14 protein-coding genes are annotated in these 16,216 nt (G+C 41.1%); 11 read left to right on the forward strand and 3 right to left on the reverse strand.

Features of this window, described 5'->3' with window-relative positions; all coding sequences use genetic code 11:
• Positions 1 to 45 precede the first annotated feature (45 nt).
• The 7 genes from AOQ70_RS14225 (at position 46) to AOQ70_RS14255 (ending at position 7,307) form a co-directional block, all read left to right on the forward strand.
• On the forward strand, positions 46 to 312 hold the full coding sequence (locus tag AOQ70_RS14225; RefSeq protein WP_003211078.1) for a phosphocarrier protein HPr: 267 nt from the start codon (positions 46 to 48) through the stop codon (positions 310 to 312).
• Positions 312 to 2,030: a phosphoenolpyruvate--protein phosphotransferase gene (gene ptsP / locus AOQ70_RS14230; protein ID WP_039178109.1), complete on the forward strand. Its 1,719-nt coding sequence runs from the start codon at positions 312 to 314 to the stop codon at positions 2,028 to 2,030. The genes AOQ70_RS14225 and ptsP overlap by 1 nt, the downstream gene beginning before the upstream one ends.
• Before the next feature lie 100 nt (positions 2,031 to 2,130).
• Entirely contained in the window at positions 2,131 to 2,373 is a 243-nt protein-coding gene (locus AOQ70_RS14235) for a transcriptional regulator SplA domain-containing protein (protein WP_044331928.1), read from the forward strand.
• A gap of 82 nt (positions 2,374 to 2,455) precedes the next feature.
• Positions 2,456 to 3,484 (forward strand): spore photoproduct lyase, encoded by a 1,029-nt coding sequence (gene splB, locus AOQ70_RS14240; protein WP_039178111.1) that lies wholly within the window; start codon positions 2,456 to 2,458, stop codon positions 3,482 to 3,484.
• A 116-nt stretch (positions 3,485 to 3,600) separates the two neighbouring features.
• Positions 3,601 to 5,562 carry a methyl-accepting chemotaxis protein gene (locus tag AOQ70_RS14245; RefSeq protein ID WP_059376944.1) on the forward strand — a complete coding sequence of 654 codons (1,962 nt, stop codon included), beginning with the start codon at positions 3,601 to 3,603 and terminating at the stop codon, positions 5,560 to 5,562.
• Positions 5,563 to 5,635: 73 nt separating this feature from the next.
• Positions 5,636 to 6,421 (forward strand): SDR family oxidoreductase, encoded by a 786-nt coding sequence (locus AOQ70_RS14250; RefSeq protein WP_059376947.1) that lies wholly within the window; start codon positions 5,636 to 5,638, stop codon positions 6,419 to 6,421.
• Positions 6,422 to 6,434: 13 nt separating this feature from the next.
• Positions 6,435 to 7,307, forward strand: a complete 873-nt coding sequence (locus AOQ70_RS14255) for an NAD(P)-dependent oxidoreductase (RefSeq protein ID WP_059376952.1) — start codon at positions 6,435 to 6,437, stop codon at positions 7,305 to 7,307.
• Between the two features lie 112 nt (positions 7,308 to 7,419).
• On the opposite strand, the gene AOQ70_RS14260 is transcribed toward AOQ70_RS14255, so the two are convergent.
• Positions 7,420 to 8,220, reverse strand: coding sequence for a CAP domain-containing protein (locus AOQ70_RS14260; protein WP_039178119.1), 801 nt, complete (start codon positions 8,218 to 8,220; stop codon positions 7,420 to 7,422).
• A gap of 337 nt (positions 8,221 to 8,557) precedes the next feature.
• On the opposite strand from AOQ70_RS14260, the gene AOQ70_RS14265 reads away from it, so the two are divergent.
• Together AOQ70_RS14265 and AOQ70_RS14270 are read left to right on the forward strand one after the other, a co-directional pair.
• Entirely contained in the window at positions 8,558 to 10,681 is a 2,124-nt protein-coding gene (locus AOQ70_RS14265) for a peptidoglycan D,D-transpeptidase FtsI family protein (protein WP_059376955.1), read from the forward strand.
• Between the two features lie 156 nt (positions 10,682 to 10,837).
• Positions 10,838 to 12,667: a PAS domain-containing sensor histidine kinase gene (locus AOQ70_RS14270; RefSeq protein WP_059376958.1), complete on the forward strand. Its 1,830-nt coding sequence runs from the start codon at positions 10,838 to 10,840 to the stop codon at positions 12,665 to 12,667.
• A gap of 25 nt (positions 12,668 to 12,692) precedes the next feature.
• Here the strand turns inward: AOQ70_RS14270 and AOQ70_RS14275 are convergent, their stop codons facing one another.
• On the reverse strand, positions 12,693 to 13,862 hold the full coding sequence (locus AOQ70_RS14275) for an aminotransferase A (protein ID WP_059376961.1): 1,170 nt from the start codon (positions 13,860 to 13,862) through the stop codon (positions 12,693 to 12,695).
• Between the two features lie 293 nt (positions 13,863 to 14,155).
• Here AOQ70_RS14275 and AOQ70_RS14280 point away from each other — a divergent pair, with 293 nt between their 5' ends.
• A complete protein-coding gene (locus AOQ70_RS14280) occupies positions 14,156 to 15,040 on the forward strand; it encodes a cation diffusion facilitator family transporter (protein WP_058837783.1) in 885 nt (294 codons plus the stop codon).
• Positions 15,041 to 15,103: 63 nt separating this feature from the next.
• On the opposite strand, the gene AOQ70_RS19790 is transcribed toward AOQ70_RS14280, so the two are convergent.
• The gene (locus AOQ70_RS19790) at positions 15,104 to 15,256 is read right to left on the reverse strand and encodes a hypothetical protein (protein ID WP_180272403.1); all 153 of its coding nucleotides are present in this window, start codon (positions 15,254 to 15,256) and stop codon (positions 15,104 to 15,106) included.
• Between the two features lie 301 nt (positions 15,257 to 15,557).
• Here AOQ70_RS19790 and AOQ70_RS14285 point away from each other — a divergent pair, with 301 nt between their 5' ends.
• Positions 15,558 to 16,097, forward strand: a complete 540-nt coding sequence (locus AOQ70_RS14285; RefSeq protein ID WP_058837782.1) for an RDD family protein — start codon at positions 15,558 to 15,560, stop codon at positions 16,095 to 16,097.
• Positions 16,098 to 16,216 lie beyond the last annotated feature (119 nt).

The following is a 16,216-nucleotide window of genomic DNA, read 5'->3' on the forward strand; positions in this document are numbered from 1 at the left end:
TAATATTGTGGATGTATTAATTGTATAAAAAGGAGATTGATAAAAATGGCTCAACAAACATTCAAAGTAACTGCAGATTCTGGAATTCACGCACGTCCTGCAACAGTTCTTGTACAAACTGCTAGTAAATATGATGCTGATATCAACTTAGAATATAATGGTAAAACAGTGAACCTGAAATCTATTATGGGTGTAATGTCTCTAGGAATTGCGAAAGGTGCTACAATCACAATCTCTGCTTCTGGTTCTGATGAAAATGATGCACTTGCTGCGCTTAAAGACACAATGAAAAGTGAAGGCCTAGGCGAGTAATGCAACAACTGAAAGGAATCGGTGCTTCAGCAGGCGTTGCAATTGCAAAAGCATATCGTCTGGAAGAACCAGATTTAACAGTTCACCAAAAAGACATCAACGATCCAGAGACAGAAGTGAAGCGTTTTGAAGAAGCAATTCATGTTTCTAAACAAGAACTTGAAGCAATTAAAGAACATGCGCTAAAAGAACTTGGCCAAGACAAAGCAGATATCTTTTCTGCCCACCTTCTTGTGTTAAGTGATCCTGAACTGCTTAACCCAGTAAAGGATAAAATTAGTGCTGACAAAGTAAATGCTGAATTTGCTTTAAAAGAAACAGCGACGATGTTTGTCACAATGTTCGAAGCAATGGACAACGAATACATGAAGGAACGTGCAGCGGATATTCGCGACGTCACAAAACGTGTTATTGGACATTTGCTAGGCGTTGACATTCCAAATCCAAGCATGATTTCTGAAGAAGTCATCATTATAGCTGAAGATTTAACACCTTCTGATACTGCTCAGCTGAACAGACAATTTGTTAAAGGCTTTGCGACAGATATCGGCGGTCGTACTTCTCACTCAGCGATCATGGCAAGATCTATGGAGATTCCAGCAGTTGTTGGGACAAAAGAAGCAACAAAAACGGTGAAAAACGATGATCTAATCATTGTGGATGGTATTACTGGAGACGTCATCATTCAGCCTTCTGAAGATGAAGTGAAAGCGTATCAAAAAAAGCATGAAGACTACTTAGCTCAAAAAGCGGAATGGGCGAAACTTGTTGACCAGCCAACGGTTACAAAAGACGGCGTTCACGTAGAGCTTGCTGCAAATATCGGAACACCTGAAGATGTAAAAGGTGTACTTGAAAATGGCGGCGAAGCAGTCGGATTGTACCGTACTGAATTTTTATACATGGGCAGAGACCAGCTTCCTACAGAAGAAGAGCAGTTCGATGCGTATAAAACCGTTCTAGAGAAGATGGAAGGGAAAGCAGTGGTTGTTCGCACACTAGATATTGGTGGCGATAAAGAACTTCCTTACTTGCAGCTTCCAAAAGAAATGAACCCGTTCCTTGGCTATAGAGCTATTCGCCTTTGCCTGGAAGAGCAGGAGATTTTCAGAACTCAACTACGCGCCTTACTTCGTGCAAGTACATATGGAAACTTGAAAATCATGTTCCCTATGATCGCGACATTATCAGAATTTAGAGAAGCAAAAGCCATTTTACTTGAAGAAAAAGAAGCATTGGTTGCCGCTGGTACAGACGTTTCTGATTCCATTGAAATCGGAATGATGGTAGAAATTCCATCAACGGCTGTCATCGCAGACCAATTTGCAAAAGAAGTAGATTTCTTCAGTATTGGAACGAATGATTTGATTCAATACACAATGGCTGCTGATCGAATGAACGAACGAGTGTCTTATCTTTACCAGCCTTACAACCCAGCGATTTTACGTCTCATTACGCTTGTGATTGAAGCAGCGCATAAAGAGGGTAAATGGGTCGGCATGTGCGGTGAGATGGCAGGAGATGAAATCGCAATCCCGCTTCTACTTGGATTAGGATTAGATGAATTCTCAATGAGTGCAACATCCATTCTTCCAGCTAGAACACAGCTAAGCAAGCTATCTAAGGAAGAAGCTGCATCATTTAAAGAGCATATTTTATCACTTAGCACAACAGAAGAAGTGGTTGATTTCGTCAAGAAAACATTTCAACAGAACTAAGTGAATGAAAACCAGACAGGTGAAACTGTCTGGTTTTTTTGTCGAATTTTATCATATTGAGTCATATTGGGCAGTGAGAAGGGCACCCTATTATTAAAAAATGGAGGTGACCAGATTGCCTTTCTCAGACTATAAACCAGGTGATCAAGTATATGTGATTTATCGAAATCCACATGCTGCAAACGTAGCACAAATTAAAGAAGCTGAAATTGTTTCACATCCATACAACGAAGAAGAGCTTGCCCTCTTTTTACTTGAAACGTATCATCCACTAGCACCTGATGATGCTGTTTTTCCAACATATGAAGAAGCAGAAGCACTTTATCAAGACTTATTTGAATAAGGGAGATTTTAGAAAGGATAAAAGCCATCCTGTGCGGTTAAAGTAACGGTATAAAAACGTTAAAGGTAAGGATGTGCTTAATATGATCAAACCTTTCGTCCCCCAGCTTGTTTACATTGAACCCCGGGCGTTAGAGTACCCGTTAGGACGAGAGCTGAAGGAAAAGTTCGAGGGTATGGGAATCGAAATAAGAGAAACAACCTCACACAACCAGGTAAGAAATATTCCGGGGAAAAATGACCTGCAAAAATATCGTAACGCGAAGTCAACGCTTGTCATTGGTGTGAGAAAGACATTGAAGTTTGACTCGTCTAAACCATCTGCAGAGTATGCGATCCCATTTGCAACAGGATGTATGGGACATTGTCATTATTGCTATTTGCAAACAACAATGGGAAGTAAGCCCTACATTCGAACATACGTCAATGTAGAAGAAATATTAGATCAAGCTGAGCAGTACATGAACGAGCGAGCGCCAGATATCACAAGATTTGAAGCATCATGTACTTCAGACATCGTAGGAATTGATCATTTGACACACACTCTCAAAAGAGCGATTGAATACTTTGGGCAAACCGACCTAGGAAAGCTTCGATTTGTCACGAAATTCCATCATGTTGATCATCTGTTAGATGCAAAGCATAATGGCCGGACAAGATTCCGTTTCAGTATTAATGCCGATTATGTCATTAAATATTTCGAGCCTGGCACATCACCGCTTGATCAGCGGATTGAAGCGGCTGTTAAGGTCGCAAAGGCAGGCTATCCTCTTGGCTTTATTATTGCTCCCATCTACATCCACGAAGGCTGGCAGGAAGGATATAAAGTTTTATTTGAAAAGCTCGATGCAGCCCTTTCTGATGATGTGAGAGACGATATCACCTTTGAAATGATTCAGCATCGCTTTACAAAACCAGCAAAGCGTGTGATTCAAAAAAACTACCCGAAATCTAAATTAGAATTAGATGAAGAAAAAAGACGATACAAGTGGGGGAGATATGGGATTGGGAAATATATCTACCAAAAAGATGAGGAACAAGAACTAAGAGAGACGTTAGAATCATATATTGATCAGTACTTTCCGTCTGCAAAGATTGAATATTTTACTTAAAGCAAGCCTATAGGGCTTGCTTTTTCTATTTAAATTTTCTTACAACTATTGAATGCTTTACCCATTTTGCCGATATATAAAATAAGGTGTGAAAGTAGATGTAGGGGTGTGAGGAGATGTTTAAGAAACTTCAAGTGAGAATAGCTGTTTTCATCTCAGTTATTTTAATTTTAACCGTCGTGGCTGTTCAAGTGGGTTCTAACTTAGTGTTAAGACCACTTATTGAACGAGATGCAAAAACCACCGCAGCAGCAACGGCAGAAAGCCTGAAAGACATTATTACAGAAAAGCTTGATAATTACGGCAATACCATTAACAAAGTGGCAACAAGTACAATGACTGAAGAATTTGCGCAAAAACAAACAAAACAAACATTAGCTTATGAAACAGATGCACTAAAAAAATTGCAGGAACAGGATAAACTCATTTCGTTTACCTATATTGGAACAATTGATGGCAAAATGCTCGGCTTCCCAGAGTTCGATCTTGGCGAAGGCTATGATCCATCTAAACAAGGCTGGTTTAAACAAGCAGCCGAAAAGCCTGATCAGGTCGTTTGGACAGATCCATATGTTGATGAAGCAACGAAAAAAGTGATTGTCTCAGCCACGAAGGCGATTGTCAAAGATGGAAAGGTCATTGGGGTCGCTGGACTTGATTTGAAGCTGTCCTCGATTCAGTCCTATATCAATGAACAAGAGATTCCTTATAAGGGGACCGCTTTCTTAGTTGATGGCACAGGCACCCTTTTGGCGCATCCAACAGAGCAAGGAAAAAATATATCAAAGGTCGCTTCTGTGAAAAAAGCGATCGACAACTCAGGTATTGATGACAGTAGAGAACTGACGGTCATATCTAAAATCAAAGAAGCCGATTGGACGGTTGGTGTCAGCTTTGAGAAAAAGCAACTGCTTTGGATTACAGAAAAAATGAATCAGACTAGCATCATTATATCCGTCATTGCCATTATTCTTGCGATGATCCTCAGCTTCTTATTGGCAAGAAGTATCACAACGCCAATCAAGCGTCTAATAGAGCATGCTCGTAAGGTGTCAGAAGGCGATTTAACAAGCACGCTTGAAACGAAGTCTCAAGATGAAATTGGTTTCCTTACGAAAAGTTTTAATCAAATGACCGAGGACATCAGGGAGTTAATTGAAAAAGTGAAAGGGGCTTCAGATCAAGTTGTGGAATCAGCGGATGAAGTGACCCAAATTTCAAATGAGACCTTGCTGTCTAGCGAACAGATTGCAACGGCGATTCAAGAGGTGGCAACAGGGGCGACTAAGCAGGCATCAGATGCAGAAACGATTAATGAGAAATCAGAGCAATTGTATGAGAAAGTGCGCCATATGGGTGAACTCGCCACACAAATGCAAACCAACTCAAAATCATCTGAAGATGCAAGCTATAAAGGTCTTGATGCACTTGGTGTGCTCGTCCAAAAATCAACACAAGCGAGCGATGAATCGAAAAAGGTTGAGCAAATGCTGCTAGATCTTGAGCATAAAACGAAAAATATTGAAAACGTCGTGACTGCCATCTCTGAAATCTCTGATCAAACGAATTTACTTGCACTGAATGCAAGTATTGAAGCGGCGAGAGCAGGAGAAAGCGGACGAGGATTTGCTGTAGTTGCAGAAGAAGTCAGAAAGCTTGCTGAACAATCTGCACAGTCAACAAAACACATTAGCGAAACCGTCAAACTCATTCAAGATGAATCGAAAAAAGCGGCGGAAGCAATGACAGCAGCAAGTAGAATGAATGAGGAACAAGGTGATGCCATTAATGCAACAGGTGAGGCACTCAGCAGCATCACAATGGAAATGCAGGCACTTGTCGGTTCAATCGATAGCATTCATACACAGATCAATGAAATGACAGAAGAACAGCAGAAGATGAGTGAATCCATTCAAAGTATTGCTGCTATTTCAGAAGAATCTGCTGCCTCAGCTGAGGAAGTGCATGCGTCTACAGATGAACAAGTTCAAGCGTTAGAAAGAACGAAAACCTCAACTGAAATGCTAAACGAATCAAGCCAGGCACTGCGTCAGGCGGTTGACCGATTTAAGGTGTGATTCGCGGAAAGGAACCTTGCGACGTGAGCAAGGTTCTTTTTGTATGATAAAATGAACGAGAGGAGGTGCTTACATGGATGTCAAACTAACTGGAAAAAAAGCATTGGTCGCTGCAAGCAGTCAAGGTATCGGAAAAGCGATTGCCTTTGCTCTAGCAAAAGAGGGAGCGGATGTAATGCTCTCGGGAAGACATGAACAAACGCTGAAAGAAACAGTCAACGAGCTGTCTCCATTTGCCAAAGGACAGCTGACTTATCAAGTATGTGACGTATCTGACGCCAGGCAAATTAAGGCGCTTGTTCAAGCGGCGGCTGGCGATGAGCAACGTCTAGACATTCTTGTGAACAATACAGGCGGACCTAAAACAGGAACGCTTGACACCTTAACAGATGAAGATTGGATCGAATCATTTCAGCTTCATTTACTCAGCTATATTCGGTTATTAAAAGAGGCATTACCTTATTTGAAAAAACGTGGTGCACGTGTGTTAAACATTGCGTCAATGTCAGTGAAAGAACCGATCCCAGGCTTGATGCTGTCGAATACATTTAGACCAGCTATAGCCGGCTGGACAAAAACAGTCGCTCAGGAGCTGGCAAAGGATGGTGTTTTGATCAATACGTTAGCACCCGGAAAAATTGAAACAGACCGCGTCAAACAGCTGGAAAAGCACCGCGCACAAAGAGAGAATCGAACGGTTGAAGAAATCAAAGCACAGGCTGAACAAGCGATCCCGCTTGGCCGCTATGGACAGCCAGAGGAATTTGCAGCATATGCAGCTTTTCTTTTATCTGAAGCCAATACATATATGACAGGTCAAACACTGATCATCGATGGTGGCTTGACAAAGTCTCTTTAAGGAGGAACAAGTGATGGCACAAATCAAAACAGTTGGTTTTATAGGAATCGGTGTAATGGGGCGCAGTATGGCAGGACATTTAATGGATGCAGGCTATGAAGTGATCGTTTATACAAGAACGAAAGCAAAAGCAGACGCATTGATTCAAAAAGGAGCATCATGGAAACCGGCAGTAAAGGACATTGCAGAAAATGCAGATGCTGTCATCACAATGGTGGGATATCCATCGGATGTAGAAGAGATCTATTTAGGTGAAGATGGGCTTGTGGCACATGCCGCGCCTGGAACATATCTCATTGATATGACGACCTCGAAGCCTCAGCTTGCAAAAGAAATTGAGTTGAAAGCGAAGGAAAGAGGTGTATTTGCATTAGATGCACCTGTATCAGGGGGAGACATAGGCGCTCAAAATGGCACCCTGGCCATTATGATCGGCGGAGAAAAGTCTGCCTATGAAGCCTGCCTGCCGGTATTTGAGCAAATGGGTGAAAACATTCAATATCAAGGACCGGCAGGAAGCGGTCAGCATACAAAAATGTGTAACCAAATTGCCATCGCAGCGGGGATGGTCGGTGTCGCAGAGGCAATGGCTTATGCCGAAAAATCAGGGCTTGATCCAGAGCAGGTGCTCAAAAGCATCACAACAGGTGCAGCCGGCAGCTGGTCTTTGTCAAACCTTGCACCAAGAATGCTGAAAGGCGATTTCGCGCCAGGGTTTTATGTAAAGCATTTTATCAAGGATATGGGCATTGCACTTGAAGAAGCAGAGCTGATGGGAGAAGAAATGCCAGGGCTCTCACTTGCGAAGTCACTTTATGAAAAGCTGAGTGAACAGGGCGAAGAAAACAGCGGGACACAAAGCATCTATAAATTATGGGTCAAATAAAAAACTGCCCCGCCTATGTGGAACAGTTTGCAGCGTGTAAACAAGCCCTCGCATTGCTGAAAAACTAGACAAATTAAAAACCTGTCCCAAATAAGGACAGGTTTTTTTAATATTATTTTCCGATGAATTGCTGCGTCCAGTAGTTGCCAGATTTCACATAACCAACACCGATATGTGTATAGCTTTTGTTTAAAATGTTCGCTCTGTGGCCTTCACTGTTCATCCATGCTGTTACAACTTCTTGAGGAGATCTTTGACCTTGAGCAATGTTTTCACCTGCTGATTTGTAAGTGATACCGAATTGCTTCATTTGATCAAATGGAGATCCATAAGTTGGGCTTGTATGAGAGAAATAGTTTTTATCTTTCATATCTTGAGATTTTGCGCGAGCAGATTTGCTTAATTTAGAATCCACAGAAAGTGCCTTTAAGCCTTGCTTTGCACGCTCTTTATTTGTAAGCTCGACCACTTCTTTTTCAAATGCATTTAAGCTGCTGTCTGCTTTTGATGCATTTGTGTCTTTTTGGTCAGCTTTTGTGTTGCTATTGCTGTTTGTGTTTTCTTTTGCTGGAGTGCTTGGTTTAGAAGCAGTTGGTTTTTTCACTGATTCTTGTTTTTGTTCTTGTTTTGCTTTGTTTACTTCTTTTACTACTTTTGTTCCAGTAACAGGCTGGCCGCTTTTGATCAGCTTGTTTAATAGAGCTTCGATCTCTTTTTGATTTGACTTGCTTAGCTTGTTTACATCTGAAGAGATATGTAATTTTGCTGCTAATGTATGAAGATCAATGGCTTGATGCTGTACGTTTATCACTTGTTTCAGGTTAAGCTCCTTCGCATCAGCCGAATGTCCCCCAGTGAATGTGATGAGTGCAGCAGCTGTCAGCGCTGAAAAAAAGAATGATTTCTTCTTCATATTGTAACTCCTCCTAAAATCTTTGTTTTGTTTTCTCACAAAAAATCATACCATGGACTTTTTGTTATAAACGTACCAGCATCCTCCATTGACAATACCAGTTTGTCATTTTTGTTAAAGTCATAGTAAGAGCCGCTTCATATCAAAGGATAGGGAATTTTTCCATTTAAAGAAAACGACATAAACATACCAATATTTTAAAGTGTTAGTATATTTTTTTGCAGATTAGGGATTGACAGCTTTTTTTCACTCGTTTCGCTGTAACAACTATTACAAAAGTGTTACAATAATGAGTGGTAATTGTAAAAGATTGAAAAGGATGAGAGGAGCTACATAAGTGGGAGAGAAACAGCATCAAGGTGCTGCCGAGCAGAAAAAAATGAAGCGCCGGAACGCCTGGAGGATTAATCTCTTTTTCTTCGCTGTATTTAGTTTATTTGCTGGACTTGTGATCAAGCTTGGTGTGCTGCAAATCGTCAATGGTGAAGATTATAAAAAGCAAGCCAACCGAACAGAGGTCAAAACGGCATCATACCCGTCTCCAAGAGGAAAAATGTATGACGCGAGAGGAAGAGTCGTCGTTGATAACGAAAGTGTACCTGCCATCGTTTATACATCAGAAAGCGGTGTGAAAGCGAAGGATAAGATTAAGGTAGCAAGAAAACTTGCGACTTATATAAAAATGGATACTGATTTTTTGAGAGAGCGTGACATTCGGGATTTTTGGCTGGCGAGCCATCCGAAAGAAGCGGATAATCTCATTTCAAAAGCGGAGAAAAAGGATATCGATGCAAAGGATGTCTATCCGCTTCAAGTAGAGCGTGTCCCAAAGAAAGAAGTCAAAGCGATCGAAAAGGATGCGGAGGAAAAAGCTGTTGCAGCGATCTACCGTAGATTTACAGGCGGATATGCCTTTGAACCTCAAATCGTGAAGGCAATGGACCCAAACGAAGAGAAAAAAGGGGACGAAAAAGTTGCTTTACTCGATGAAACGAAAGAATCAAAACAGACTTCATCCGTGAGTTTGACATATGAAGAGATTTCACTTGTCTCAGAGCATCTTGATGAACTGCCAGGTGTGAACGTCATCAATGACTGGACAAGAAAATATCCGTATGAAAAGACCCTTTATAATGTACTTGGCGGTGTAACTACACCAGAGCAAGGAATTATTAAAGAACGTGAAGATTACTATATGGCAAGAGGCTACTCGCGAAATGACCGTGTAGGGAAGAGCTATTTAGAATATCAATATGAGGATTTTCTGAACCCAGAGAAAGCAACCGTTCAATATACACAGGTTGGCGGGAAGCTGCTTGATGAAATCAAGCGGACAGAAGGACGAAGAGGACTTGATCTTGCGCTGACATTTGATATGGAGCTGCAAAAGGAAGTCGACAAAATCGTCGAATCAGAGCTTAGATCGGCCAGTGCGAGAAACTATATGATGGATCGTGCCTTTGTCGTCATGATGGATCCTCACACAGGGGATGTTCTCGCCATGTCGGGCAAGAAAATGGACGGCAGAGACGTCACAGATTATGCGATCGGAACATTTACGACTCAGTATGAAATGGGCTCTGTTGTCAAAGGAGCCACAGTACTTGGCGGTTATCAGGACGGGATGTCACACAACCAATCCTATATGGATACACCGCTCTATTTTGCAGGAAGTGGAAAGCCGAAGAAGTCTTACAACAATCTTGGGTGGGTGAACGACCTTCGGGCACTCCAAAAAAGTTCCAACGTTTACATGTTCCATGTTGCAATGAGAATGGCGGGCATCACCTATCAAAAGAATGGACCGTTACCTGCAAGACCTGAGCACTTACAAAAAATGAGAAACTACTATGCGCAATTCGGTCTTGGCGTAAAAACAGGGATCGATCTGCCGCAGGAATCAAGCGGGATGCAGACGCATCCTAAGACGGTCGGCGGACTCTTGCTTGATGAAGCAATTGGTCAGTATGATACGTATACACCGCTCCAAGTGGCACAATACATGTCGACAATTGCCAATGGAGGGAGCCGTATTCAGCCAAGAGTAGTGAAAAGTGTTCATCTTCCAACGAAGAAGAATGAAGTAGGCCCAGTCGTAAAAAAATATGAGCCGAAGGTGCTGAATACGATTAACAACTCGAAAGCAGATATTGACCGCGTAAAAACGGGACTGAAAATGGTTACATCAACAGGCGGAACTGCCGCTGGCCGATTTGGTCAGCATGATGTCGCGGGAAAAACGGGTACAGCGCAAACCTTCTACTATGGTGCCAACCGCAGCTGGTGGGGAAATGCCACGTACAATTTAACCTTTGGAGGATATTATCCTTCTTCTAATCCAGAGGTAGCGTTTAGTGTCGTGACACCTTATGTCTCAGATAAAGATCCTGTCATTAAAAATATCCCAAGTAAAATTGTGGATAAGTACGTTGAATTACAAAAGAAATATGAAAAACAATAAACCGCAGGGAGCACAGCAGCAGAAAGTGCTCCCTTTTTGCTGAAAATATGGACGTTTCCCTCGATGACAGAAGGAAAATACGGGTTTTCTAGCGAATCTTTTTTATACATCAATCTAAGGACAACCCTAAAAAATGAAAAGGAGGGTCGGACGACGATGGAACAACAAATGAAAGATTCGAATCAATTGTATTCGAACATCGATTTACATGCCGTTCTTTCTTCTAATGGCCGCTTTCTCTACATTTCTTCCAACTGTAAGCAGCTTTTGCTCTATGAACAAAAGGATTTACTAGGGTGTTTTTTGAAAGACTTTGTTCATACCGAAGATCAATTTCTCGTCGAAAGTTATTTTTACAATCAGCACATGCTAGAGGTTTGCCACTTTAGACTGCTAAGAAGTGATCTGACAGCTGTATGGGTCGAAGCAAGCATTGATTTTGTTGCTTGTGATGGGTTAGACAACGAAGTAAGTAGAGAAATGATCCTGAAAATGAGGGTGCTGGATACTAAGCCCCAAAAAGCAGCATTTCAAGAAGCATCAAAAGTAGCAGAACAGTCGCTGGGCAGTCTGCCGGCTTTCCAAAATGTCGGTGAAGCTGAACAATTGATTGCCATGCTGCCAAATCCGTTATGTATTACGACTTTAGGGAAAATTGTGTATGCGAATGATGCGATGCTGCAATTAATGGGGGTAAGTGCAAGAGATGACATGATCGGCAAGTCCGCGTTTGATTTTATTGCTGAAGAGTACCATGATATTGTCAGAAGCCGCATAACAAGGCTGCAGCAAGGCCTTCCAGTCGGAATGATTGAACAGATATGGAAGCGTCAAGATGGGAGCAGTATTCATATTGAGGTAAAGTCATCACCGACGATTTATCAAAATCAGCGGGCAGAGCTTTTGCTGCTCGTGGACATCTCATCCCGTAAAAAATTCCAAACTGTTCTTCAAAAAAGCCGGGAAAGGTATCAGCTGCTCATTCAAAACTCCATTGACACGATTGCGGTCATCCATGATCACAAATGGGTGTTTATGAATGAATCAGGTATTAAATTATTTGAAGCCGAGCATTACGATAAATTAATAGGAAAGGATATCTTTCATCAAATTCATTCCTGTGATCAGCAGAAGGTCAAAAAGAGCTTATCTCGTATTATTGAAAGAGCATCAGATTCCGAGATTGTCACGATGAGCTGTCATACATTTAAGCATAAGCTGATTTATACAGAAATGGTCTGTATCCCAACTACATTCTTTGGAGAAACAGCGGTTCAAATTATTTTAAGAGATATATCCGAACGTAAGCAGACAGAAGAGCTCATGCTCCGCTCAGAAAAATTATCGATCGCAGGTCAATTGGCGGCTGGCATTGCACATGAAATCAGAAACCCATTAACCGCCATCAAAGGCTTTTTACAGCTCATTAAACCGAAAACAAAAGATCGCGATCAATACTTCGAGATTGTTTTCTCTGAGCTGAGCCGAATAGAAATTATTTTGAGTGAGTTGCTAATGCTGGCGAAACCGCAGCAAACGTCCTCAATGCAGACGCTTGATTTGAAAAAAATCATCAGCGAAGTTACGGCTTTGTTAGAAACACAAGCGAACTTAAATGGCATTTTAATGAACACAAGTGAGATAGAGGAAGGTCTCCTGATGAACGGGGATCAAAATCAGCTCAAGCAAGTGTTTATCAATTTAATCAAAAATGCCGTAGAATCCATGCCGGACGGAGGAAAGGTAGACATCACAGCTAAAGCAGAAAGTGATGGAATACTTGTCACCATTCGTGATGAAGGGGTCGGCATTCCTGAAGCGGTGATGAAGCGGATTGGAGAGCCCTTTTTAACCACAAAGGAAAAAGGAACTGGACTTGGCCTTATGGTCACATTTAATATTTTAGAAAATCATAATGGGACGATCCGTGTGGATAGTCAGCCTGAAAAGGGCACCGTATTTCACATCATGTTTCCTGCAAAATAAAAACAACGGCAAGAGAGCCGTTGTTTCAATCTAGCGAATGAATGGAACGTTTTTCAAGTACAAATTGTTCTAGCCGGTCAAGTCCTTCTTTCAGCGTTTCAAGTGAATAAGCATAAGACAGGCGCACATACCCTTCGCCGAGTGGAGAGAAAGCAGAGCCTGGGACGACCGCAAGTCTTGTACTTTCTAACAGCTCCATGCAAAAATCAAAGGAACTCATCCCAAACGATTCAATGGATGGAAAAATATAAAAAGCGCCAGAAGGTTTAATCACCGGAAGCCCCATAGAAATGAGCCGATCATATACATAATCGAGTCTTTTCTTATATTGCTCTCTCATGATCAGTGCATCATCCACACCATTTGTCACAGCTTCAAGTGCCGCCTTTTGTGAGACAGCCGAGGCACAAGACACGTTATATTGATGTACTTTTAATACATGTTTAGCAATTGGAGCTGAAGCAAATAAAAAGCCAATTCTCCATCCAGTCATGCTATGAGATTTAGACAGTCCATTGATGACAATGGTCTGTTCTTTTAAGAAAGAGGCAATTGAATGATGCGGCCGGTCAAATGTCAGCTCACTGTAAATTTCATCGGATAAAATAAAGATGTCTTTTCCTTCAAGGAGCTGGGCAATTTCTTTCAATTCTTCTTCTGAAAGCGTGACACCAGTCGGGTTTGAAGGGTAAGGAAGAACCACACACTTTGTCTTTTCCGTTAACGCATCCTCAATCAGCTTGGCATTCAATTTAAAGCCGGCATTCGTTGTGTCAATATGTACGGGCATGGCACCACACATTCGAATGATCGGTTCATATCCGGGGTATACAGGTCCAGGTAAAATGACCTCGTCGCCTTCTGTTAAAATGGTTCGAAACGCAGCATCAATTGCTTGACTTGCACCTGTTGTCACAATGATTTCTGACTCTGCAGTATAATCAAGATTCACTTTCTTCTTGATATAATGCTGGATCGCTTGTCTTAGCTCTAAGAAACCAGCATTGTGAGTGTATGAGGTGAAATTCTCGTCAATGGCTGCTTTGGCAGCTGTTTTGACATGATGCGGCGTATAAAAATCGGGCTGACCTATCGTCAATGAAACGACATCCTCATATGACGATACGAGATTTGAAAATGTTCGAATGCCTGAAATTTCAATATCCTTTACTCTTGGATTCAGCAAATGCTCCATTTCTCATCACCTTAAAAATTTATGTTTTTATCCTATTTTACCATTCACTGCATAAATGTCACCTGCGAAAGGCACTGGATAGCGTTATATGTAGTCTATTCTCCTATCCATCACCGCATGAGTGATATATTAAAGAAAGAGCAACATTTATTATAGCGTAACCTCAAGAGAAAATACAGGCTGTGATGAGAATGATTAGAAAACGGCAAAACTGCGTAAACTGAAAGAACGTGAGAATCATGGTCATGGGAATGGCTTTCATAGACATACGATCTCCTAAAGGAGGACGATAGATGGAACAATCAGCGAAGACATCGAAAATCGCGTTTCTATCCGTGCTGAGCAACACATTTGTTGTCATCTTAAAAATCATTGTAGGTCTCTTAACCGGATCTGTTGCGGTTTTATCAGAAGCCATTCATTCGTTTCTCGATTTAATGGCGTCGTTTATTGCATTTATTTCTGTTCGTATTTCAAGAAAGCCAGCAGATTCTAAACATCCTTATGGACATGGAAAAGTCGAAAATATTTCTGGAACGATTGAGACCCTGCTCATTTTCGTTGCTGGCATTTGGATTATATACGAATGTGTTCACAAATTAATGCATCCAGAGCCAGTTAAGCTGCCCGTGCTTGGCATTGTGGTCATGCTGCTAGGCGCGCTCATCAATTTTGTTGTATCGAGAATTGTGAACAAAGAGGCGGAGCGAGTACATTCAGTCGCCATGAAATCAAATGCATTGCACCTTTTAACGGATGTGTATACGTCACTAGGGGTGGCATTCAGTTTATTGCTTGTAGCATTAACCGACTGGTATTTCCTAGATCCGATCATTGGAATGATTCTGGCCTTCTTTATTATGCGTGAAGCGTTTAAACTCATGAAGGAAGCCTTCCCGCCGCTTGTTGATGCTCGTTTAACACCAGAGGAAGAACAATCAATTGAATCGATCATTCAAGGATTCAGTCAAGAATTTATTGAATATCATGACTTTCGAACAAGGCGGTCTGGTGCAGAGGAATATATTGATTTCCATTTGATTGTAGATGGAAAGACAACCATTGAAGATGTTCACCAATTATGTGATCGAATTGAAGAGAAGATTCAGCTCGAATTTCCGCATGCGCAAATCTTTATTCATGTGGAACCTGAAAGTGAAAGAAGTTTACAAACGTAAAAAAGGCGATCAACCTATTCTCAGGTTGTATCGCCTTTTTTACGCTTCATCTATGAAATGAAATCAATATCCATAAGCAGTATCGTAGTCTTCGTACCAAGAGATATAAGCTGTGTCATCGTTTGACAAACCATGCTTCATATCTAAATAATCAGCTTCGCAAATATCTTCAATTACAGTCATTTCGTTGTTCTTTAATAATACAACAGTTCCCATCATGAACACCTTTCTTTAAAAAATCCTTGACTATTGTACCATTTGAAGAATCAATGTCAACAGAATAATGGAAACAAGACGAAAATATCACAAAATGTTAAAAAATCAGGAGGTAAAAGAACTAGAAGTGCCATGATTTTCACAAATTTTCAGTATTTATTCACATAAATCATTTAGATCAAACTGATCTAAAATGTATGTAAAAGTGTAAAGCTGCATTGATCTTGCTATATTCATAGGATATAATAACGAATGATTATAAGAAATTTATAGAAAACATACATAATAAAGGAGAAATAGGATGGAAACCAACATAACAGAACCACACATTCAAGAAAAGAAGCATCCTGAGCTAGCAGGCGTAGGCTATCGTTTTCTTGCACATCTTTTGGACGGTATCATTATCGGAGTACCAATTGCTTTTATCATGTTTATTTTGGCGTCAGTCTTTTTTGTCTCAAGCCCAGGTGCAGCTCTGATGATGGATGACGACAGTTATTACTATTCTTCAACCGTCATAACGGATGAGGAATGGGAAGCTATTATGGGACTGATCATTTTCTATATAGGGGCAGTCTTGATGGGGACCGTGGTGACATGGCTTTATTACGCCATCATGGAATCATCAAAATTACAAGGAACACTCGGGAAGATGGCTCTTGGCATCAAAGTCACAAAAGTCACAGGCGAAAAGGTCACATTCGGGCGTGCAACTGGCCGCTTCTTTGCAAAAGGCTTTTTGTCTCCGATCTTATATATTGGATATATCCTTGCTTTTTTCACAGAGAAAAAACAAGCACTTCACGATTTGATTGCAAGTACAATTGTTGTGAAGAGATAATGAAAAAAGCACCTCTGCTATATGGTAAGAGGTGCTTTTTTTCATAGATTATTGTATGGAAGAGGGAAACAGCACATAAAATAGAATGATAGTGAAAAAAGAGGCAGAGAAGGGAGACA

Source organism: Bacillus sp. AM 13(2015) (genome assembly GCF_001518755.1).
Taxonomy (GTDB): domain Bacteria; phylum Bacillota; class Bacilli; order Bacillales; family Bacillaceae; genus Bacillus; species Bacillus safensis.